Source organism: Mesorhizobium sp. WSM4841, assembly GCF_055811515.1.
This window is the reverse complement of the sequence record NZ_JBVVQC010000011.1, coordinates 126,545-147,608: the sequence shown is the minus strand read 5'-3', so window position 1 is coordinate 147,608 and position 21,064 is coordinate 126,545. Positions and strand designations below refer to the sequence as shown.

The following is a 21,064-nucleotide window of genomic DNA, read 5'->3' as shown; positions in this document are numbered from 1 at the left end:
AGGAGGAAAAGATGCCGTTGAATGCGGACTTCGATCCTGCGGCATTGAAGGGCTTTCTCGCGAACCGCTTCGGCGATGCTGTAATGACGCTCGAGCGGATCGGCGGCGGACAGTCCAACCCCACCTACTTCGTCGACTATGGTGCGCATCGCATGGTGCTGCGCAAGAAGCCGGCCGGGCCGATCCTGCGCGGGGCGCATGCCGTCGACCGCGAGTTCCGCGTGCTTGAAGCGCTGGCGCCGACCGATGTCCCGGTGCCCGGGCCGGTGCTCTATCACGACGGTGCCGAGCCGCTCGGCACGCCCTTCTACCTGATGGAGCGGCTGGATGGTCGCGTCTTCCACGACTGTTCGCTGCCTGGCCTTGTCCCCGCGGAGCGACGCGCGATCTATTTCGGCATGGCCGAAGCGATGGCCAAATTGCATGCTGTTTGTCCCGACGAGGTCGGTCTCGGCGACTACGGCCGGCCCGGCAACTATTTCGAGCGCCAGATTGGCCGCTGGACCAGACAGCTCAGGGAATCGCCGAGTGACAGAATTCCGGCACTCGAAGCGGTGGCCGACTGGCTGCCGCAGCATCTGCCCGCCGATGATGGACGCGTGTCGATCGCCCATGGCGACTTCCGCCTCGGAAATCTGCTGTTCCATCCCGGCAAGCCGGAGGTGATCGGCATTCTCGATTGGGAGCTGTCGACGATCGGCCATCCGCTCGCCGATCTCGGCTTTTGTTCGATGACCTGGCATTCGACCCCGGACGAATATGGCGGCATCCTCGGCCTCGATCATGCCGCCCTCGGTATCCCCAGCCAGCGCGAATTCCTCGACCATTATTTCGCCCATGCCGTGCCCACTGCGCCCCTGGAACGCTTCCACCTGGTTTTTTCGCTGTTTCGTTTCGCGGTGATCTTCGTCGGCATCGCCGACCGGGCGCGGGCAGGCAGCGCGGCGTCGGCCGATGCCGCCAGCAAGTGGCCTCTCGCCGGTCGCTTTGCCGCACGTGCTCAAGAGATCATCCAAGGGGCAAGACCGTGGAGCGGCTCCTGAGGGGAGCGTTCGCGCCTGGTCCTTTCCCTACCCCGCGGCGTCAGCAATCCAGTCCGAGAGGCTTCGCGAAAAGCTTCGCGGCACGATGAGTTCGCACGCGGTCTCGCCGGTGCGCAGGAAGAGCACGGGCACATGGTGCAAGGATGTCAGCACGGAGCGGCCCGGGGCGGCCGCCGGCGCGCGCCAGTCGACTGTGATGCATCTGGAGAGGACCCGCGCGACGTCGGCCCCAGCCATTCTGAAACGCACGCGGCCCTCGCCGAGAGAGACCGAACAGCCGAGATCGGGGTCGATGGCAAGCGAAGGTGCTTGCGCGCCGTCGTCGAGAGCCAGCCAGAAACGGCGAGGTGAAACGCGGATGACGAGGAAACCCTTGTGGCGAACCGTCTCTCCGACCGAGGCGGGAAGTTTCGTACCGAGCGACGCCTTGACGCTCTTTTCGAATTGCGTCAGCGTCCCGTCCCAACCCTCAACCTGGATGAGCGGACAATCGGCCACAGACAGGCTGAACTCCTGCGAAGACATAACGCTAGCCATGCAGCCGCTCCCCCTGCGGATCGAGGAATACCGGCGAGACGATGCGGGCACGCACCGTTTCGGCTTTCATCGGATAGACGGCCACGACCTCGCTTCCTTCGCTAGCGAGATCGCCGGCAAGCAAGGCCAGCCCGACATAGTGGCCGCGTTCGGGGCTGAAGGTGACGGAAGTCACGCGGCCGCGCCCGTGGCCGTAACGTTTCTCGCCCGGCAGAAACAGGATGGCGCCACCGCGAAGGCGTTTTCCCTCCTCGATGCATTCCAGTCCGACCAGGCGCTGGCGGTCGGGCGCCTGGAAGGCGGGGCGCCGTCGCAGCACGTCGCCGACGAAGCCGGTACGCTTGCCGGCCATGCGGCCGAGGCCAAGATCGTCGAGCGTCGTGCGCCCATCGATTTCAGGTCCGGCGACATGGCCCTTTTCGACGCGCAGCGCGCCGAGCGCCTCGACCCCGTAAGGTTTCAGGTCGAGCGGCCTGCCTGCTTCGAGCAGGCGGCTCCAAAGCTGTTCACCGGCAGTTGCGCCGACATAGATTTCGTAGGCGCGCTCGCCGGAATAACTGAGGCGCAGGATGCGGAGCGCACGGCCCTGCCATTCGCTTTCGAGCAATCCCATATGCGCAAGTGCCGCGTCGCAAACATCGAGAGCGGGAAACGCGGCACTCAGAATTGCGCGGCTTTTCGGTCCGGCAACCGACATCGCCGCCCATTCATCGCTCACCGAGGTCACGGCTACACGCAAATCCGGCCAGGCCGTATCGAGCAGGAATTCAAGACGCGACAGCACGTCGGCGGCCTTGGCGGTCGAGGTGGTCATGAAGAACCGGTTCTCGGCCAGCCGCGTCGTGGTGCCGTCGTCGAAGACGATGCCGTCGTCGCGCAGCATGACGCCGTAGCGGGCACGACCAACCGGCAGTTTGGCAAAGCCGTTGGCGTAGATGCGATCGAGGAAAATCGCCGCATCCGGGCCCTGGACGTCGATCTTGCCGAGGGTGGAGATGTCCATCAGGCCTGCGGCCTGGCGCACATTCCGCATTTCGGCGACATAGGCTTCGTTCACGTCACTTCCGGATTGCCTGTAGAAATAGGGCCGCATCCAGAGCCCGACCTCCAGCATCTCGGCGCCGTTCGCCATGTGCCAGTCGTGCATCGGGGTGCGGCGGATCGGCTTGAAATGATGGCCGATGGCGCGTCCGGCAAGCGCACCGATGGCAACCGGCGTGTAGGGCGGGCGAAAGGTCGTGGCGCCGGTCTCGGGGATCGTTGCGTTGCGTAAGGCCGCCATCGAGGCAAGCGCCGCAAAATTGCTGGTCTTGCCCTGGTCGGTGCCCATGCCGAGCGTGGTGTAGCGCTTCAGGTGCTCGACCGATTCATAGCCCTCGCGATGGGCGAGTTCGATATCCCCGGTCGTCACGTCCATCTGGAAATCGACGAAGGCTTTTCCACGTCCGAGAGAAGGGACTTCGAAAAGCAGTGCCGTGGCGGTCTCGCCGAGATCGAGTTTCGACGGAGCGGGCACCGGCGCCGACTTGCCGCAGAACGATGCCGCCTCGGTGCCGGCGCGATGACCGTCCTCGATGACATCGGCGGTCGAATAGGCTCCCATCATCGAGCCGGCGCCGAACCGGTCCGCCGTAAACGCGCCCGGCACGAAGCCGGCAATGTCGTCGCGATATTGAGGTTTGACGCCCAGGTGCGAGGTGAGATGCACGGTTGGCGACCAGCCGCCGGATACACAGACCAGGTCGCAGGCGGCCTCGGATATGCCGTCCGGTCCGTTGAGTGTTGCACGCCTGACGGCATGGCCGCCGCGCAAGTCGATGATGCGTGTTGCGGCCCGCACCACCACGCCGAGCCGTGCGGCTCTTGTGGCGAGCGCGGCGGGTGGTGCTGCGCGCAGGTCGGCAACCGTCACCTCTGCGCCGGCATCGGCAAGGTCGAAGGCGGCGCGCCAGGCGCCGTCATTACTGGTGGCGACGATTATTTTCTTGCCGGGCAGGACGGCGAAACGGTTGAGATAGGTCCGGGCGGCCGACGCAAGCATGACGCCGGGCCGGTCGTTATTCGAGAACACTATTGGCCGCTCGATGGCGCCGGTGGCGAAAACGATCGAGCGGGCGCGAAGCATGGTGAACGTCTGCCGCGCTTCGCCGGCCAGCTGCGGATTGGTTGGGTCGCGTTGCTCGACCAGTCCGATGACATTGCCGTCATAGATGCCGAAAGCGGTTGTCCGCTTCATCAGGGTGACGGTTTCGGAGCTCTCCAGCTCGGCCTCGGCCTGTCTCAACCATGCGGCCGCTGCGCTGTCGGACGGCTCCGCCAGAAGCTGGCCGCCGAGCAGGAAATCCTGCTCGATCAGCGCCACCCGCGCGCCGGCCGCTGCGGCAGCACGCGCCGCCGACAATCCTGCCGGGCCGCCGCCGATGATTGCGACATCGGCAAAGGCATGACTGATGTCGTAGCGGTCGGGATCAGGGTCGGTGCCGGCTCTGCCGAGCCCGGCCGCCTTGCGGATGAAGTGCTCGTAGAACATCCAGGCGCGGCGCGTCGGGCCCATGAAGGTCTTGTAGTAGAAGCCGGCAGAAAGGAACGGCGCCAACAGGCCGTTGACGCTTTGCACGTCAAAGGCAAGCGAAGGCCAGCGGTTCTGGCTTTCTGCGACTACGCCGTCTGCAAGTTCCAGTGTCGTCGCCGGCAGGTTCGGCTCGCGCTTACCTGCGGTTGCGAGCGTGACCAGCGCATTCGGCTCTTCGGGCCCGGCGGACAAGATGCCGCGTGGACGATGATATTTGAAGCTGCGCCCGACCAGGGTGACGCCGTTGGCGAGCAGCGCGGAGGCGAGCGTGTCGCCGCGATATCCAGCCAGCGTCCTGCCATCGAAGGTAAACTCGACCGGCTGCTCGCGGTCGATACGGCCACCCATCGACAACCGCTTGTGGTTCGAACTCATGCTGGTGATTTCCTGGCCGATAATTTCCTGGCGAGATCGACGGACGCGATGGCGTGGTTGCGCGTGTCGCGTTCGACCACCAGCCATTGGCGGCAACCGATCACGTGCTGCCAGAATTCGCGGTGCGGGCCTGCCGGGTTCGCCCTGAGATAGACATAAACGTACCAGGCCTGCGGATCGGGATCGTCGTGGGCCGGACGCGTGACCGAGGCATCGCCGCCGTAGCGGAACTCGTCATGGTCGCGCAGACCGCAGCATGGGCATTCGATGCGCAGCATTGTCTTCCGCCTCCTATTGCAGCCAGGCTGAGGGGCCGGCGCCAGCCTCATCGAGCGTGTGGCCGGTGCGGAAACGATCGAGCCCGTAGGCTGCGATCAAGGGATGCGGCTTGCCGGTGGCGATCGTGTGGGCGAAGCACCAGCCGGAAGCCGGCGTTGCCTTGAAGCCGCCATAGCACCAGCCGCCGTTGAGATAGAGGCCCTCGATCGATGTCGGGCAGATGATCGGGCTGGCATCGGGCGTCATATCCGTGACGCCGCCCCAATGGCGCAGCAGACGGACGCGCGAAATGCACGGCATCAGCGCAATCGCCGCCTCCGCCACTTCGCGCACGACGCCGAGATTGCCGCGCTGGGCGTAGGAATTGTAGCCGTCGAGATTGCCGCCGAAGACCAACCCGCCCTTGTCCGACTGGCTGACGTAGAAATGGTCGGCACCGTAGGCGACGACGTGGTCTACCAACGGCTTCAGCGGTTCGGTGACGAACGCCTGCAGGACGTGGCTTTCGATCGGCAGTTCCAGGCCGGCCTTGGCGCCGAGCACGGATGTATGACCGGCAACAGCGAGGCCGACCTTGCCGGCGCCGATCCGGCCTTTCGTCGTTTCGACGCCGACGATCCTGTCGCCGTCGCGGAGGAAGCCTGTCACCTCGCAGTTCTGGATAATGTCGACGCCATGACCGTCGGCGGCGCGCGCATAGCCCCAGGCGACGGCGTCGTGGCGCGCCGTGCCCGCCCGGCCCTGGAAGATGGCGCCATGGATCGGAAAGCGGGCCGTGTCGGAAAAATCGAGATAGGGCACCAGCCGGCGCACCTCGTCGCGGTCGAGGATATCGGCATCGATGCCGTTCAGCCGCATGATGTTGGCGCGGTGACTGAAGCCGTCGAGCTGATCGGCCGAATGCGCCGTGACGAGCTGGCCGCGTTGCGAGAACATGACGTTGAAGTTCAGCGCCCGCGACATGCCCTCCCAGAGCTTCATCGAGAATTCGTAGAACTGGGTGTTGCCGTCGAGCAGGTAGTTGGAGCGGATGACGGTGGTGTTGCGCCCGACATTGCCGCCGCCGATATAGCCTTTTTCGAGCACCGCGACATTGCGGATGCCGTGGTTCTCGGCGAGGTAGAAGGCGGTAGCGAGGCCGTGTCCACCGCCGCCGATGACGATCACGTCGTAGGCCGGTTTTGGCTCCGCTGCCCGCCAGGCGCGCTGCCAGTTCCTCTGGCCAGACAGCGCGTTGCGGAAAATTGAAAATGCCGAGTAGCGAGACATGCGTGCGGGCCTAGCGGACAATCGGGCCGGCCGGCGTGCGGGTAAGCACTTCGGCGCCCGCATCGGTCAGAAGTACGGTGTTGGAGACGAAGTCATCGCCGCGACCGGTGCCCATCAGCCACGACAGGATGTGGAAGCTCATCCCCGTCTCGATTTCGAGGTCGGAATCGTGCCTCAAGCCGGTCACCGAATTGCCGCCGGTCCATGATGGCGGCTGGCCGGCGCCGACCAGATAGCCGCAGTGATGGCGGCGATAGTGGGAAAGACCGGCCTCGTCCGCGACGGTCTGCCAGGCGGCGTAGACGTCGCGCGCTCTGGCGCCGGGCCTGAGTGCCTCGACGACAGCATCAAACGCCTTGGCGGTCACCTCCGCCATCGCGGCGTCTTCGTCGCTGATATGGCCGATGCGAACGAGCCGGCCGAGCGGCGCGTGATAACGCGAGATGCAGCCGGACAGTTCGACGAAGACCGGTTCGCCCTTGCGATAGATCCCGTCGCCCCAGGTCGTATGCTCCTCGCCCAGGCGGGCGGCCGGGCGGATGAAAGGTCCGAAGCCCGGGGCATGACCGCCGGCGCGGATCATCGCCGCAACGCACTGGGCCGCGACCTCCTGTTCGGAAGCGCCGTCCGAGATCGCGGCGATCGCGGCGCCGGCGGCGGCGTCGGTCACTTGTGCCGCCTGACGCATCAGCGCCTGTTCCTCGGCGCTCTTCACCCGCCGCATCTTGTCGACCAGCCCGGAAACATCGCTCCATCTGGCATCGGCCTGCGTCTGGAGTGCGACGGCAAGCCCATGGCTGAGGCCCGCCGTCCAGTATTCGAGGCCGATCCGCTTGCCGGACAGGCTGGTCTCCGCAATGACCCGCGCGGCAAGATCAGCTGCCGTTTCGCTGTCGGAATGGCCGCGGAATTCCGCTGCCGTCACCTGTTTTTCGATCGTCACCTTTTCCATCGAGCGGGTGACCAGAACAGGTTTTCCCTCGAGCGGCACGATCAGCAGGTGTGGGGCAAAATATCCCCAGTGATCGAGCCCGGTGAGGTAAAAGACGTTCTCCGGCGAAGCAAAGACCCCCGCGTCCAGCTCGCGCTCAGCCAGCGCCGTGCGGACCCTGACAAGGCGGCCGGCGATTTCGGCCTCGGAAAACGGATTACGGTCCATCAGGCGTCCTCGTGCTGGTTACCGGTTTCGTTGCCGGCATGATCTTTCGTCAGTTACCGGCTTCCCGTCCGTCATGGTCAGTCGATGACGATGAGTTCGCGCGCCACGTCGCAGAGGCGTTCGCCGCCGTGATCCGTGACGACGAAGGATTCCGAGATGGCGATGCCGAAATCGTCGAGCCAAACGCCGGCCATGAAATGGAAGCACATCCCGGACTGCATCTCGGTGGTGTCGCCGGGACGAAGACTTGCGGTGCGTTCGCCCCAATCGGGCGGGTAGGCGAGCCCGACCGGATAGCCGACGCGGCTCTCCTTCTTCAGCCCGTTCTTCCTCAACACTGCCTGCCAGGCGGCTTCGACCTCTTCGGCGGTGTAGCCGGGGCGCGCCTTCTCAAGGCCGGCGTCGACGCCCTCGACGATCGCCTTGGCCAAGTCGATGATGGCTTGCGGCGGCTTGCCGAAATGTACGGTCCGCGTCAGCGCCACATGATAGCGCCGCCGCACCCCGGCGATCTCCAGAATGGCGAGGCCGCTGTCCGGCAGCGGCGCGTCGGACCAGGTCAGATGCGGCGTGCTGGTGCCCTCGCCGACGGGCATCAGCGGACAGATCGCGGCATAGTCGCCGCCCGCTCCAGGCACGCCCATGATCTGTGCGTGATAGATTTCCGCAATGACATGGTTCTGCGGCACGCCGGGTCTCATTTTTTCGATGGCGCGTTTCATGGCGTGCGTGCAGATCGCACCGGCCTCGCGGATCAGCACCAGCTCGGCTTCGGATTTGACCAGCCGCGCCCAGTTGACGAGATCGTGGTTGTTGGCGAAGTGCGCGTCAGGCAGCCCGCTGACGAGATGGGCATGGCAGCGCGCGGTGTAATAATGCGCGTCCATCTCGACGCCGATGCGGGCGTTTCTCCAGCCACGCGACCGGATCAGCTGGGCGAGTTCGTCATAGGGGTGCTCGACGGGCTGCTGCACCAGCCGTTCCGAGAACGGCACGATGTTCTTCTCCGGCAGGCCGGTGGTCAGGCGTGCGCTCCTGGCGTCCTGCGCCCTGCCGAACCAGATCGGCCGGTCTTCCTCCAGATGGACGAGCACGCATTGCGGAACATAGAACGACCATCCGTCATAGCCGGTCAGCCAGCACATATTGGCTGGATCTTGACAGATGATGAGGTCGAAGCCGGCCTTCTCCATGCGCGTCTTCACGCCGACCAGGCGCTGCGCATACTCCGCTTGCGTGAAAGTCCCGAAACCGCTCGCGCTCGCCACCGAAATCCCACCCACCGGTACGCTGGTTTTTCTTAAATTGTGCACAACTAGGGCAATAATTCGTGGTTTGACTACGAATTATTACCGACTTTCCGTGGTTTTTATATCTTCGCTTGCACAATGTCTAGGGCAGTTGTATACGTCTTGACAAGCAGGTGTCGATCTCGAAGAAGGCCGCGCCCTGGGAATCATCAGTCAGTTGTTCAATGGGAGAAAAGCATGTTCAAATCATCGATATCGCGCCGGATGGTCGTGAAAGCCGCCGCCTGCCTCGCGCTTGCCGCGACATCACTCACGGCGCTGCCCGCTTATGCGGAAACCACCCTCGAACGGGCCAAGAAGGACGGCTACATCCGCGTCGGCTTCGCCAACGAGGCGCCGTTCGGTTACGCCACGCCTGACGGCAAGCTGACCGGCGAAGCGCCGGAAGTTGCCAAGGCGGTGCTCGCCAAGATGGGTATCGCGCAGGTTGACGGCGTGCTGACCGAATTCGGTTCGCTTATCCCAGGTCTCAAGGCCGGCCGCTTCGATATCATCGCCGCCGGCATGTTCATCAATCCGAAGCGCTGCGCCGAGATCAATTTCTCCGAGCCGTCCTACGGCATCGGTCAGGCCATGCTGGTGGCAAAAGGCAATCCGAAGGGCGTGAAGGACTTTTCCAGCTTCAAGGAAAACCCGGATCTCAAGCTCGCCGTGATGGCCGGCGCCGTCGAGGGCGGTTACGCCAAGGACGCAGGCGTCGCCGCAGGGCAGATCGTTGCCTTGCCCGACCAGTCCAGCCTGGTCGCCGCCGTCCAGTCGGGCCGTGCCGACGCTGCCGCACTAACCGCTCTTTCGATCGCCGACATGGCCAAGAAGGCCGACGGCGTCGAATCGACCAAGCCGTTCGGCGAGGTTGCCGGCAAGTCGGTGAAAGGCCATGGCGGCTTCGGCTTCCGCAAGGAAGACACCGATCTGCAGGAGGCGTTCAACGCCGAGCTGAAGACGTTCCTCGGTTCGCCGGAGCACATCGCGCTGGTCGAGCCGCTCGGCTTCGGCAAGGACTACCTCCCCAACAAGACCACCGCGGAGCTTTGCGCGGGCAAATAGGTTCCCAACTGCTGGCGGCGCGAAAGCGCCGCCCCTTTTTCCTGGGGGAATCCGCATGGGGATACGTACGCTCGTTGCCATGCTGGTCGTCGCGCTTGTCGTGATCGGTGCCTTGGCAACGCAGGAATCTTACAAAGTGTTTATGCCGGGGCTGCTGCAAGGCGCGGTCCTGACGATCGAGATCGCTATCCTCGGTAGCCTGCTGGCAATCGTCATGGGCGTGCTGGCGGCGCTGGCAAGGATGTATGGCCCGGCGCCGCTCAGATGGCTGGCCACGGTCTATGTCGAGATCTTCCGCGGCACCTCGGCGCTGGTGCAATTGTTTTGGCTGTTTTTCGTGCTGCCGCAATTCGGTGTCACGCTCAACGCATTCCTGGTTGCTGTCCTGGCGCTCGGCCTGAACGTTGGTGCTTACGGGTCGGAAGTCGTGCGCGGCGCGATCCAGTCCGTCGCCCGTGGACAGTGGGAGGCGTCTACCGCATTGAACATGAGCCGCCCCCAGATGCTGCGCCGGATCATCCTGCCGCAGGCTTTTGTCGCCATGATCCCGCCTTGGGGCAATCTGTTCATCGAGCTTTTGAAATCGACAGCGCTGGTCTCGCTGATCACGCTCTCGGACCTCGCCTTCAAGGCGCAGCAAATGAACCAGAACACGTTCAAGACCATTCCGATCTTCACCCTCGTCCTGCTGATGTACCTGGCAATGTCGCTGGTTGTGACCATCGGCATGCGGCTTCTCGAAAGGCGGGCTTCGCTCGGACTGGCGCGGGGGAAGGCAGCATGATCTGGGACTGGGCATTTGCTTTTGAAATCCTGCCGGTGCTCGCCCGCGCTGCCATCGTTTCCATCGAGGCGACGCTGATCGGCTTTGCGCTTGCCGCCTCGCTTGGCCTGGTGCTGGCGGTCGTCCGCATCGCCGTGCCGTGGACCGGCTGGACGATTTCGGTGCTGGTCGAACTGATCCGGTCGACCCCGCTGCTGATCCAGATATTCTTTCTCTATTTCGTCTTTCCGAAATTTGGCGTCGTGCTCGACGCCTTCACCGCCGGGGTGCTTGCCATCGGCATCCACTACGCTGCCTATTGTTCCGAGGTCTATCGCGCCGGTTTCGACAACATCCATCGCGGCCAGTGGGAAGCCTCGGTCGCGCTCAACCTGTCGGCCTGGACGACGTTCCGCGACATCATCATTCCGCAGGCGATCCCGCCGATCGTTCCGGCGCTCGGCAACTATCTGGTTGCCTTGTTCAAGGAGACGCCATTGCTTTCCGCAATCGCCGTGCTGGAGCTGATGCAGACGGCCAAGATCATCGGCTCCGAAACCTTCCGCTACACTGAGCCGATGACGCTGGTCGGCCTGTTCTTCCTTGCCATGAGCCTGGTTTCTGCCGCGCTCATTCGCTCCCTCGAAGGCCTGCTCAACCGGAGGATCATGCGATGACGGAACAACCGATGGTCCGCTTCGACAATGTTTCGAAACGCTACGGCGCGCTGACCGTTCTCGACGGGCTCCATCTGGAAATAGCACGCGGCGAGAAGGTCTCCATCATCGGCCCTTCAGGTTCCGGCAAGACCACGGTGCTGCGTATGCTGATGACGCTGGAGACGATCAATGACGGCGTCATCTGGGTCGAAGGCGAGCCGCTCACCCACATGGAGAGGAACGGCAAGCTTGTTCCCGCCGATCTCGCGCACATTCGCAAGATCCGCGCCAAGATCGGCATGGTGTTCCAGTCGTTCAACCTGTTCCCGCACATGACGGCTATGCAGAACTGCATCGAGGCCCCGATAACCGTGCTCGGCATGAAGCGCGCCGATGCCGAGGCGCGTGCGGCCGAGCTGCTCGACATGGTCGGCTTGTCGGAGAAGAAGGACCACTATCCCTCGCAGCTTTCCGGCGGCCAGCAGCAGCGTGTCGCCATCGCCCGCGCTTGCGCCATGCGGCCCAAGATCATGCTGTTCGACGAGGTGACCTCGGCACTCGACCCCGAACTCGTCGGCGAAGTGCTTGAAGTCATCCGAAAACTCGGCAGGGAACATGACCTCACCATGCTGATGGTCACCCACCAGATGGGATTTGCCAAGGAATTCTCCGATCGCGTCTGCTTTTTCCATGCCGGCAAGATCTGCGAGCAGGGGCCGCCAAGCGAGTTGTTCGGCGCCCCCAAGAACGAGCGGACACAGCAGTTCCTGCACGCTGTCCTGGAGGCTGGATGACGGTTGAGACGGATGCCACGCCCCTGGCCGTGACCGCCGCACCGCCGCGTCCGCTCTCGGCGCGGGAGCGGTTCGAGCGTATCTACCGGATACTGCGCGACCGCATCTGCCTGCTCGACTACGCGCCAGGTAGCCATCTCTCCGAGGAAGAGCTTGCCCAGGAATTCCAGATCAGCCGCACGCCGGTTCGCCGTGTCCTGGCGCGCCTCGAATCCGAGGGTCTGGTTCAATCCGTCCATGGCGTCGGCACGATCGTCACCGATGTCGACATCGAGGAATTGCAGCAGGTCTATCACTTGCGCCTGGAACTGGCGCTCCTCGTCGGCAAGCTTTCGCCGATCCCGCGCACGGCGGACGACCTCGACCGGATAAGGGCACTCATCGCGCGCTGCGATTCCGATGTGCTCAATCCCGACCAGCGCGCTTTCCTGCGCCTCAACATGGATTTTTTCTACGAGCTCACCGCGATGACCGGCAACCAGCCGCTGCGCGAGATCAGCGAGCGCCTGTATTTTCAGGTCGCGCGCGTCGTCCTGAAGATGATGCCGCAGTTGGGCCTTGTGGAGGAGTTCACTGCGTTCCGCCGCGAAATGGAAGAGGTGCTTGCCGCCGCCGAGATCGGCGACTGGGAGTCCATCGGGCACATAAGGCGAGCTCATATCTCGATGAGTTTTCGCCGCATGATGCGTCATGCAGGCGAGGCCAGCACATCCGGCGGAACTCTGTAATTTACGCTCTGAATTCCCTCTTCCGCCGGGAATGACATTTGCACAAAATCGACTGCCATCGCCATGTCGGGGCTGCGCCAGGTCGCGCGCCGGTTGCCGTTTGATCCGGCGAGCGCCGGATCACGACCGGCGGACAGCGCTTCGTCGGCTGCCAACCAGCTTCAGCCAAGGCGCCGAATGGAAGGCGCTCATCAGCAAGTACATTACGACCATTCCGCTCAGCGGCGACGCATCTCGCGCCGCCGAGCAGATCATGTCCGCATCACCGGTGACGGCCGTCAGCAGCGCCATCATTGCGAAGGTTGGCGCGGCTGCCAGGGATAGCCAGTCGGCCGCGCCGCGGGCGGCGACATTGTCGCTTGGGAAATCGGCAGATCCGCTGCCTGCGGGCGGCATCTTCTGCGTGTGGTTGGAGTGCAGTGTCATCGAACGTCAGCCTTGGCCGTACTCGTCGTGGCGGCGCCACCAGACGCCCGTCTCGTTACGCCCTTGGGGCGCGCGGTCGAGCCACTGATACATGCCCCAGAGGCCGTCCAGTCCGCGCGCATAGGTGGAATAGGCGTGGTAGACGACGCCGTCCTCGAGCACGAATGCGCTCATGCCTGGCCTCTCGCGCGTGTACGTGGCCATGTCTGTTCCGCTCATTGCAGCGAACGTCTCGGAGCCGTCGGCAGTCGTACGTGAGGGTATTTTGGCGAGAGGCGCCTCGCGTACATAGTTGTATTCGATGCCTTCCTCGCGCTGCTGCTCCTCGGTGAACGAAACGTCGAAGTCGAAATTGAAGTCGCTGCCGTGTGAGGAGGCCCAGGGGAACGTCCATCCCATCCGCCCCTTGTACGCCTGCAGCTTCGCGAGCGGTGCCCGCGATACCGCCGAAAGCATGACGTCGTGGTTGGCCAGGTGGACGACGAAGCCGTCGAATCCGTCCGCGATCGCCGAGCAGGCCGGACAGCCCGCCGTATAATCGGGCCCGAACATGAAGTGGTAGACGAGGAGCTGCGAGCGTCCCCTGAAAAGGTCTGCCAGTGAAGCGCTGCCTTCGTCGGTCTCGAATCGGTAATCCTTATCGATCCGAACCCAAGGCAATTCCTGCCGCCGCCGCGCCACCTCGTCGCTTTGTCGCGTGAGCTCCTTCTCCGCCTTGAGCAGATCAAGCCGCGCTGCCAGCCACTCCTCACGTGTTCCGGTCCTGTGTGTCGGCATCGTTCTTCTCCTTTATGTTCTGTCCTCTATGTCCTGCCTCGTTCGCACCGTTTTCGTACGGCGCGCTGGTTGTTGGTCCTGAGATAGATTAGGACCGGATTTCGAATGGTGAGAGTTACAAGTGTGACGGGATTCCGATGGACTCGCTGATCACCGCTGCGGCGCGCGCCCTCGCAACGGGTGATCCCCTCGGCGCATTGAAGCGGGTCGCCCTGCGTGACGATGCGCCTGCGCTTGCGCTGCGCGGCATCGCGATGGCGCAGCTCGGCGATCTCGTTCGAGCAAAGGCTCTCCTCAAAAGTGCTGCGCGCGCCTTCGGTCCGAAAGAGGCCGTGGCCCGGGCGAGGTGCGTCGTCGCCGAAGCCGAGATCGCACTCGTCTCGCGAGACCTCGGCTGGCCGGCGAAGGCACTCGACGCCGCGCGGTCGACGCTTGAAAAGCACGGCGACCACGTCAATGCCGCGCATGCGCGCAATCTCGAGGCTCGGCGCCTACTCCTGATCGGACGCCTCGATGAGGCCGAGAGCAGGCTCGCCGGGTTCGACCCGACAACGCTCCCACCCGCGTCGAGGGCCGCCCACGAGCTGGTGATTGCGGGGCTCGCGATTCGCCGCCTCCGGACCGAGGCGGCGCGCGTTGCGCTCGCGCGGGCCGAGCACGCCGCGCGCCAGGCGGACATTCCCGCGCTGACGGCCGAGGTTGAAGGCGCATCCCTCGTGATGAACACGCCCGCGGCGCGCCTGATCGCGCGTGGCAAGGAGCGCCCGCTCCTGCTTGAGGAGGTCGAAGCGCTGCTGGCGTCGGGGGCGCTCGTCGTCGACGCGTGCCGCAATGTCGTGCGGGACGCCGGCATGATCGTCTCGCTCGCGACGCGCCCGGTCTTGTTCGCGCTTGCACGCACGCTGGGCGAAGCCTGGCCCGCAGACGTGCCGAGAAGTACGCTCGTCGCCCGCGCCTTCGGCGGCAAGCACGCCGATGAATCGCATCGCGCCCGTTTGCGGGTCGAAGTCGGCCGGCTTCGCGCAGAGCTGCGGTCACTGGCGGATGTGAGCGCGACCAAGCGAGGCTTTGCGCTTAAGCCGCGCCGCCCACGCGATGTCATGGTGCTGGCGCCGCCCGTCGACGAGCAGCATGCAGCGGTGCTCGCCTTCCTCGCCGACGGCGAGTCGTGGTCGAGCTCGGCGCTCGCAATTGCGCTCGGAGCCAGCTCGCGCACTGTGCAGCGATCGCTCGAGCAGCTTGCGGCAGCAGGCAAGGTGCAGTCGTTCGGTCGCGGGCGAGCGCGTCGTTGGATGACCCCACCCGTGCCGGGATTCCCGACAATCTTGTTACTCCCCGGCTCGCTGTCGGGCTATTAGGATAGAATCATGAAGCGATCTGCAGCCGAAGTCCTCCGCGAATATGGACCCTTTCCGGGTGTCGACCAGGTGGCTGGGGTTACGTTCGACGGTCAGCACGTCTGGTTTGCGTCCGGAGACAGACTGAACGCCTTGGATCCTGCGAGCGGGAAGGTGGTGCGCGCGATCGATGTCGCCGCGCACGCCGGAACGGCCTTCGACGGTCAGCACCTGTTCCAGATCACCGAAGATCGCATCCAGAAGATCGACCCGAAGACCGGCCAAGTGGTGGCCACGATCCCGGCGCCAGGTGGCGGCGGCGACTCCGGGCTCGCCTGGGCCGAAGGGACACTTTGGGTTGGGCAGAATCGCGGTCGCAAAATCCATCAGATCGATCCGCAGACAGGGGCAGTTCTTCGCACAATCGATTCCAACCGTATCGTCACAGGGGTCACCTGGATCGACGGCGAACTCTGGCACGGCACCTGGGAAGGTGACGAGAGCGACGTCAGGCGGATAGATCCTGAAACCGGAAAGGTTCTGGAGAAGCTCGATATGCCGCCTGGAACAGGCGTGTCGGGGCTCGAGTCCGATGGTGGCGATCAGTTCTTCTGCGGCGGTGGAAACAGCGGCAAGGTGAGAGCCATCCGCCGGCCGAGGCAGGCCTCCACGAGCAAGTAACCGAAGCGCTTTCCCCTTTGACGAACCGATTGGACCGCACGGAAAAGGGACAGCGCAAACCTGAAGCGATGGAATTGCAACTGTAGGTAGTTTCAACTTGACAGGTGACGGCCGCCGCCAAGGCGGGTTTTTGTCTCGGGGTTTCGGCGCCATCTTTCACTGGCCCGCGAGATCGAGGCTGGCGGCACGAATTGACCTAACCGTCAGCCACTTCCGGGAACTTGAGGCCTGGCTAAAAAAGCGCGTTTTGTCAAACTGAGTTCGAAGCGCTGTTGGGCTTATCACGGCGCTCGACGATGTAGATGTGGTCGGCCACTAGGACCACATCGCCATGCTGGTTGATCACTTCGCAGCGTTCGATGACCCGGCCCGAATCCGGCCGCTTGGGGTCGTCTTCCCTGGCCGAGATGGTGGTGCGGGTCTTGATCGTATCGCCGATGAACACCGGCTTGATGAAGCGCAACCTGTCATAGCCGTAGGAAAAGGCGACCGGGTTGATGACGCTTGCCGTCAGCCCGACGCCGACCGAGAAGACCAGCGTGCCATGGGCGATGCGCTGGCCGAACGGCGTCGTCTTCATGAACTCGGCGTCCATGTGGTGAGGAAAAAAATCGCCGGTATGGCCGGCGTGAACGACGAAGTCGGTCTCGGTAATGGTGCGCCCGCTGGTCGTGCGCGACGAGCCGATCTTGTAGTCTTCGAAATAGACAGTCTGCTCCATGTCAGGGCCTCGCCGCGATCAGTGTTGCCGGCGCCGCGCTCGATTGGTAGGCGGCTTCAACCAGCGCCATGGTGTTCCAGGCGTCCTCGACGGAACTGACAAGTTCGGCATCCTCGCCTGACGCGTAGCGCTGAACATTGGCCATGCGGCCGACAAAGGCGTCCGGAAACCATTCGCCGACGAGCGGCACCGTAATCCAGTCGGAGCCGCCCTTCGGATAGATTTCAAGGATATCCGGCTCGCCGCGCGGATAGTCGAGATTGAGTCCCAGTTTGAGGTAGGCGGCGCCCTCGGTTCCGCAGATGCGGAACTCGCAAGCCTGGTGTTTTCGGCCAAATTTATGATCGTGATTGATCGACAGCGCACAGCGTACCGTGTCGCCATAGTCGAGGATCGCGCTGGTGCGCGTTTGCGCAACCTTGTGGCCGGGATGACCGAGCGTCTTGGCGTGAACGCCTCCGGGATCGCCGAGCAATTGCCGGATCAGGTCGAGATAATGGATCGAATGCATGGCGATCTCGACGCGCGGCGCCTTCAGCAGGAACTCCCAGAGTTGCCAGGGAGTGGCAAGCGCCAGCCAAGCGTCGAAATCGACCACGTCGCCCAGCCAGCCCTTGGCGATCGCATCCTTCAGCGCCAGCATCATCGGCGCAAAGCGGAGTTGGAAATTCACCGCCGCCTTCAGGTTTTTGGAGCGGCAGATTTCGAGGATCTCGGTCGCCTCGGTGAGATCGCTGCCCATCGGCTTCTGGATCAGCGCCACCGCACCATCGGGCAACGCCCTGAGCACGCCGGCATGATGAGCCGGCGGCGTCGCCAGATCGAAGACCGCGTCCTTGATCGCCGCGGCCTCCTCGGCCGACCGGTAAGCGGTGACACCCCATTTCTGCGCCAGTCTTTCCGCCTTGGCATGGTCGGGATCGAAAACCCCGGCGACGGGGAATCCGGCTTTCCCATAGGCCGGGAAATGCGCATCGCCGACGATCGACCCGGCGCCGAAAATCACAATCGGCTTGGGCTTTGACGGCTGTGCCCACGCCTGGGAGAGCGAGGCAGGATCGAAAACACCGTCAGTCATGATGGAAGACTTCGTCCATCGATGCCCACCACTCGCCTTCCCCGCGGGTCGGCAGCGGCTCCTGGCAGGGCATGCACAGTGCCCACCATTCCTGCGTCTTGGGATCGGCGGCCATCTTCGCCATGTCGGCGGCATAGTCGGTGCCGTGGTACTCGAAAGTGCTGAACAAAAGGTGCTCCGGCTCCTTGAGATAGATCGAATAATTCCTGATGTTGCAGGCCGAAATCATCGCAAGGACTTCAGGCCAGACGGCGGCGTGAAGCCGCACATACTCGGCGACCTTTTCCGGCTTGAGGCCGAGCACCATTCCCATCCGCTGCATTTCCGGCTCCCTACTCCATTATTTCGGTCGTGAATTCCGCGATGCTCTTCGCCTTGACCGCGTCCCAATCCCAGTCAATGCCGATGCCGGGCTCGTCGGGCGCCAATGCGTGCCCGTTCTCGATGCGCATTTTCTTGCCGGTCAACTCGTCAAGCTGGGGAATATACTCGACATATCGGCCGTTCTGAATGGCGCAGGTCAGGCTGACATGCAGTTCCATCAGGAAATGCGGGCAGACCGGGATGTCGAACGCCTCGGCAGCATGCGCGACCTTCAGCCAGGGCGTGATGCCGCCGATGCGGCCGACATCGACCTGCACGATCGAGCAGCCGCCTTTTTGCATATATTCGCGGAAGTGCCGGATCGAGTAGAGCGACTCGCCAATGGCGATCGGCGTCGACGTCGCATTCGACAGCCGCACATGGCCGTCTATGTCGTCGGCCGGCAGCGGTTCCTCGATCCAGGCGAGGTCGAGATCGCGCAGCCGCTCCGCCCGGCGGATCGCCTCGTCGACCGAAAAGCCCTGGTTGCAGTCGGTCATGATCTCGTAGGATGAGCCGACCGCCTGGCGCACCGCGGTCAGCCGGGCGAGATCCTCGGAGCCGTGCGGCTTGCCGATCTTGACCTTCGAGCCGCGAAAACCCTTGGCCTTGGCGGCCAGCGCGTCTTCGACCAGCGCCTCGGTCTCGATGTGCAGCCAGCCGCCTTCGGTCGTGTAGAGCGGACAGCGGTCCTTGGCGCCGCCGGCCAGCTTCCACAGCGGCAGGTTTTGCTTCTTCGCCCTGAGATCCCACAGCGCCGTATCGATGGCCGCGAGCGCGATTGCCGTGATCGCGCCGATCGTCGTGGCGTGGGTGGCGAATTCGAGCTCGTGCCAGATCGCCTCGATCATATCGGCGTCGCGGCCGATCAGCCGCGGCGCGAGGTGATCGGCCAGGAGCCGCATCACCGAGGAGCCGCCGGTGCCGATCGTGTAGCTGTAGCCGGTGCCGACCGCGCCGTCGGTGTCGGTGATGGTGACGATCGGTGTCTCCTGGCTGACGAAACTCTGGATCGCATCGGTGCGCTTGACCTTCGGCACCAGGTCGACCATGCGCAGTTCGACTTTTTCGATCTTTGCCATGACGTCAACCTCGCAATGTCTTGCCGGTATCGGGCAGAAAACAGATGGGCCGGCGACAGGTCCAGGCTCATTTTCACCCGGTCGCCTGGCCTTAAGCGGTTCCCGTCGCGCCGACCCGATTTGCAGGCTTAATTCATATACAAACAAAACATTTACGGGGTCGTCAAGTTTGAAAGTTCTTTCCGGATACAGCCATTGTGCGTATATGAATGTCAAAATTCACTGGGGAGTGCTATGGCGGAGGACGAGGACGAGGACCGTTATCGCGCCCCGGCGCTCGACAAGGGGCTCGACATCCTCGAGCTTCTGGCCGGCGTCGACGGCGGCCTGACGCAGGCGGAAATCGCCAAGAAGCTCGACCGCAGCCCCAACGAGTTCTACCGTATGCTGGACCGGCTGGTGCGACGCGGCTACGTCACGCGGCCCGACGGTGATCGTTATTCGCTGACGCTCAAGCTGTTTGGACTGGCGCAGTTGCACGCGCCGGTGCGGCGGCTGGTCTCCTATGCGACGCCGCTGATGCGTGAACTTGCCGAAACCTCGCAGCAGGCAAACCAGCTTGTCGTCTTCGACCGCGGTTCTGCCGTGGTTATCGCGCAGCAAGAAGCTCCGGACTATTGGGGCATCTCGATTCGTGTTGGCTCCCATATCAGCCTGTTCGACACCGGCTCCGGACATGTGTTGCTGGCGTTCCGCTCACCGGAAGAGCGGCAGATGATGATCTCCGAACATCTGCGCAGCACCGACAAGCCGCCTCAATCGCCGGAATTCTTCGCCCGCCTCGACCAGATTCGTGAACGCGGCTATGAGATGATGGCGTCGATGCAGACCGCCGGTGTCTTCAACCTGTCGGCACCCGTGCTTGGCTCGGACGGCAGGGCGATCGCCGCGCTGTCGATCCCCTACATAACCCTGGTCAACGCACCCAAGGCGCCCGATATCACCAGGACGATAGAGCTGTTGCTGGCGGCGACCGAAAAGCTGTCGCAACTGGCGGGATCAACGGTCAGGCAGGTGACGTAAATTCTTATTTGAATGAAAGATTTGATTTGAAACGCCGAAGGAGGAGAGCGCCGTCATGATCTTCGATACCCATCTGCACCTGATCGACCAGTCGGCACTGCGCTATCCCTGGCTCTCCGGCGTGCCGGCGCTCAACCGCGATTTTTCCTACGACGAATATGCAATCCAGGCCCGGCGTGCCGGCATAGAGGGCGCGTTGCATATGGAAGTCGATGTCGATCCGGCTGATATCGAGGCCGAAACCAGCCATGTGAAAGCGCTGTCACATCAGAAGGACAGTTTGCTGCGCGGGGCGATCGCCTCCTGTCGTCCGGAAGAGCCGGGCTTTGCCGCCTATCTCGAGCGCCAGCGCGCCGATCCCTTCGTCAAGGGTTTTCGCCGTGTGCTCCACGTCATGCCGGACGAGCTTTCGGAAGGCGCGCTGTTTCGCGAAAACATCAAACGGCTTGCCGGCACGCAATTGACCTTCGACCTCGTCGTCCTGCCGCACCAAATCCCCAAGGCGATTGCACTCGCCGATCTCGCGCCGGACGTGCAGTTCGTGCTCGACCATTGCGGCGTGCCCGACATCAAGGGCAGCAGTGAGCATCCCTGGCGCGAGCATATGGCGGAGATTGCGCGCCGCCCGAACGTCGTCGGCAAAATTTCCGGTGTGGTCGCCTATGCGGACACTGGATCGTGGACTATCGAAACGCTGCGTTCCTATGTGGAGCACACCATCGAATGCTTCGGCTGGGACCGCGTCGTGTGGGGCAGTGACTGGCCGGTCTGCACGCTTGGCGGCGGGCTTGCGACCTGGGTGGCGGCGACGCACGCGCTGCTTGCCGGTGCAAGCGTCGACGAACGGACAAAGCTGCTGTCCGCCAACGCGAAGCGGCTGTGGAGCTTGTAAGCCGCCTCAGATCGTCGTCGCACGTCCCGCTCGCGGCCGTGGAGCGAAACCAGTAGCACGATCACCGCGCTCGATTGCCGCCTGCGGTCGACAGCCGGAAGCCGAGGCCGATCAGCAGCGTGGGTTGCCGCGGATCAGACTGTTCATGT

At 63.6% G+C, this 21,064-nt stretch carries 22 protein-coding genes; 10 read left to right on the top strand and 12 right to left on the bottom strand.

Translation table 11 applies throughout. The features are described from left to right. The first annotated feature begins 11 nt into the window (after window positions 1-11). A complete protein-coding gene (locus tag AC0L14_RS15880; RefSeq protein ID WP_473750067.1) occupies window positions 12-1,043 on the top strand; it encodes a phosphotransferase family protein in 1,032 nt (343 codons plus the stop codon). A 27-nt stretch (window positions 1,044-1,070) separates the two neighbouring features. On the opposite strand, the gene AC0L14_RS15875 is transcribed toward AC0L14_RS15880, so the two are convergent. The 6 genes from AC0L14_RS15875 to AC0L14_RS15850 form a co-directional block, all read right to left on the bottom strand. After that, window positions 1,071-1,580: a sarcosine oxidase subunit gamma gene (locus AC0L14_RS15875; RefSeq protein WP_473750066.1), complete on the bottom strand. Its 510-nt coding sequence runs from the start codon at window positions 1,578-1,580 to the stop codon at window positions 1,071-1,073. After that, window positions 1,573-4,527 (bottom strand): sarcosine oxidase subunit alpha family protein, encoded by a 2,955-nt coding sequence (locus AC0L14_RS15870; protein ID WP_473750065.1) that lies wholly within the window; start codon window positions 4,525-4,527, stop codon window positions 1,573-1,575. The genes AC0L14_RS15875 and AC0L14_RS15870 overlap by 8 nt, the downstream gene beginning before the upstream one ends. Then, window positions 4,524-4,805 (bottom strand): sarcosine oxidase subunit delta, encoded by a 282-nt coding sequence (locus AC0L14_RS15865; RefSeq protein ID WP_473486145.1) that lies wholly within the window; start codon window positions 4,803-4,805, stop codon window positions 4,524-4,526. The genes AC0L14_RS15870 and AC0L14_RS15865 overlap by 4 nt, the downstream gene beginning before the upstream one ends. A 13-nt stretch (window positions 4,806-4,818) precedes the next feature. After that, window positions 4,819-6,075 (bottom strand): sarcosine oxidase subunit beta family protein, encoded by a 1,257-nt coding sequence (locus AC0L14_RS15860; protein ID WP_473750064.1) that lies wholly within the window; start codon window positions 6,073-6,075, stop codon window positions 4,819-4,821. 10 nt (window positions 6,076-6,085) lie between these two features. Next, window positions 6,086-7,234: a M24 family metallopeptidase gene (locus AC0L14_RS15855; RefSeq protein WP_473527492.1), complete on the bottom strand. Its 1,149-nt coding sequence runs from the start codon at window positions 7,232-7,234 to the stop codon at window positions 6,086-6,088. 77 nt (window positions 7,235-7,311) lie between these two features. Then, window positions 7,312-8,502: a M24 family metallopeptidase gene (locus tag AC0L14_RS15850; RefSeq protein ID WP_473486142.1), complete on the bottom strand. Its 1,191-nt coding sequence runs from the start codon at window positions 8,500-8,502 to the stop codon at window positions 7,312-7,314. A gap of 219 nt (window positions 8,503-8,721) precedes the next feature. Here AC0L14_RS15850 and ehuB point away from each other — a divergent pair, with 219 nt between their 5' ends. The 5 genes from ehuB to AC0L14_RS15825 are packed head-to-tail and all read left to right on the top strand — an operon-like array spanning window position 8,722 to window position 12,535. Beyond that, entirely contained in the window at window positions 8,722-9,591 is an 870-nt protein-coding gene (ehuB, locus tag AC0L14_RS15845; RefSeq protein ID WP_352951645.1) for an ectoine/hydroxyectoine ABC transporter substrate-binding protein EhuB, read from the top strand. A 55-nt stretch (window positions 9,592-9,646) separates the two neighbouring features. Next, the gene (gene ehuC / locus AC0L14_RS15840) at window positions 9,647-10,375 is read left to right on the top strand and encodes an ectoine/hydroxyectoine ABC transporter permease subunit EhuC (RefSeq protein ID WP_287049344.1); all 729 of its coding nucleotides are present in this window, start codon (window positions 9,647-9,649) and stop codon (window positions 10,373-10,375) included. Then, a complete protein-coding gene (gene ehuD, locus AC0L14_RS15835; RefSeq protein ID WP_473750063.1) occupies window positions 10,372-11,031 on the top strand; it encodes an ectoine/hydroxyectoine ABC transporter permease subunit EhuD in 660 nt (219 codons plus the stop codon). Before ehuC ends, ehuD begins: the two co-directional genes overlap by 4 nt. Next, a complete protein-coding gene (gene ehuA, locus AC0L14_RS15830) occupies window positions 11,028-11,807 on the top strand; it encodes an ectoine/hydroxyectoine ABC transporter ATP-binding protein EhuA (RefSeq protein WP_473527490.1) in 780 nt (259 codons plus the stop codon). Before ehuD ends, ehuA begins: the two co-directional genes overlap by 4 nt. Continuing rightward, window positions 11,804-12,535 carry a GntR family transcriptional regulator gene (locus AC0L14_RS15825; protein ID WP_473486138.1) on the top strand — a complete coding sequence of 244 codons (732 nt, stop codon included), beginning with the start codon at window positions 11,804-11,806 and terminating at the stop codon, window positions 12,533-12,535. Before ehuA ends, AC0L14_RS15825 begins: the two co-directional genes overlap by 4 nt. Window positions 12,536-12,655: 120 nt before the next feature. Here the strand turns inward: AC0L14_RS15825 and AC0L14_RS15820 are convergent, their stop codons facing one another. Both AC0L14_RS15820 and AC0L14_RS15815 read right to left on the bottom strand, forming a co-directional pair. After that, entirely contained in the window at window positions 12,656-12,961 is a 306-nt protein-coding gene (locus tag AC0L14_RS15820) for a hypothetical protein (RefSeq protein ID WP_473486136.1), read from the bottom strand. A 6-nt stretch (window positions 12,962-12,967) separates the two neighbouring features. Further along, entirely contained in the window at window positions 12,968-13,738 is a 771-nt protein-coding gene (locus AC0L14_RS15815) for a DUF899 domain-containing protein (protein WP_473486135.1), read from the bottom strand. Between the two features lie 137 nt (window positions 13,739-13,875). On the opposite strand from AC0L14_RS15815, the gene AC0L14_RS15810 reads away from it, so the two are divergent. Continuing rightward, window positions 13,876-15,096, top strand: a complete 1,221-nt coding sequence (locus AC0L14_RS15810) for a helix-turn-helix domain-containing protein (RefSeq protein WP_473527489.1) — start codon at window positions 13,876-13,878, stop codon at window positions 15,094-15,096. Window positions 15,097-15,105: 9 nt separating this feature from the next. Then, window positions 15,106-15,756, top strand: coding sequence for a Vgb family protein (locus tag AC0L14_RS15805; RefSeq protein ID WP_473750062.1), 651 nt, complete (start codon window positions 15,106-15,108; stop codon window positions 15,754-15,756). Window positions 15,757-16,006: 250 nt separating this feature from the next. Here the strand turns inward: AC0L14_RS15805 and AC0L14_RS15800 are convergent, their stop codons facing one another. The 4 genes from AC0L14_RS15800 to AC0L14_RS15785 are packed head-to-tail and all read right to left on the bottom strand — an operon-like array spanning window position 16,007 to window position 19,000. Beyond that, window positions 16,007-16,477: a MaoC/PaaZ C-terminal domain-containing protein gene (locus AC0L14_RS15800; RefSeq protein ID WP_473486130.1), complete on the bottom strand. Its 471-nt coding sequence runs from the start codon at window positions 16,475-16,477 to the stop codon at window positions 16,007-16,009. Window position 16,478: 1 nt separating this feature from the next. Continuing rightward, on the bottom strand, window positions 16,479-17,555 hold the full coding sequence (locus AC0L14_RS15795; RefSeq protein ID WP_473486129.1) for a Gfo/Idh/MocA family protein: 1,077 nt from the start codon (window positions 17,553-17,555) through the stop codon (window positions 16,479-16,481). Then, on the bottom strand, window positions 17,548-17,877 hold the full coding sequence (locus AC0L14_RS15790; protein WP_473486128.1) for an L-rhamnose mutarotase: 330 nt from the start codon (window positions 17,875-17,877) through the stop codon (window positions 17,548-17,550). The genes AC0L14_RS15795 and AC0L14_RS15790 overlap by 8 nt, the downstream gene beginning before the upstream one ends. A 10-nt stretch (window positions 17,878-17,887) precedes the next feature. Further along, window positions 17,888-19,000, bottom strand: coding sequence for a mandelate racemase/muconate lactonizing enzyme family protein (locus tag AC0L14_RS15785; RefSeq protein WP_473486126.1), 1,113 nt, complete (start codon window positions 18,998-19,000; stop codon window positions 17,888-17,890). 234 nt (window positions 19,001-19,234) lie between these two features. Here AC0L14_RS15785 and AC0L14_RS15780 point away from each other — a divergent pair, with 234 nt between their 5' ends. Together AC0L14_RS15780 and AC0L14_RS15775 are read left to right on the top strand one after the other, a co-directional pair. Beyond that, on the top strand, window positions 19,235-20,023 hold the full coding sequence (locus AC0L14_RS15780) for an IclR family transcriptional regulator (protein ID WP_473750061.1): 789 nt from the start codon (window positions 19,235-19,237) through the stop codon (window positions 20,021-20,023). A gap of 55 nt (window positions 20,024-20,078) precedes the next feature. Further along, complete coding sequence (locus AC0L14_RS15775) at window positions 20,079-20,915, top strand: amidohydrolase family protein (RefSeq protein ID WP_473750060.1); 837 nt, start codon at window positions 20,079-20,081, stop codon at window positions 20,913-20,915. Window positions 20,916-21,064 lie beyond the last annotated feature (149 nt).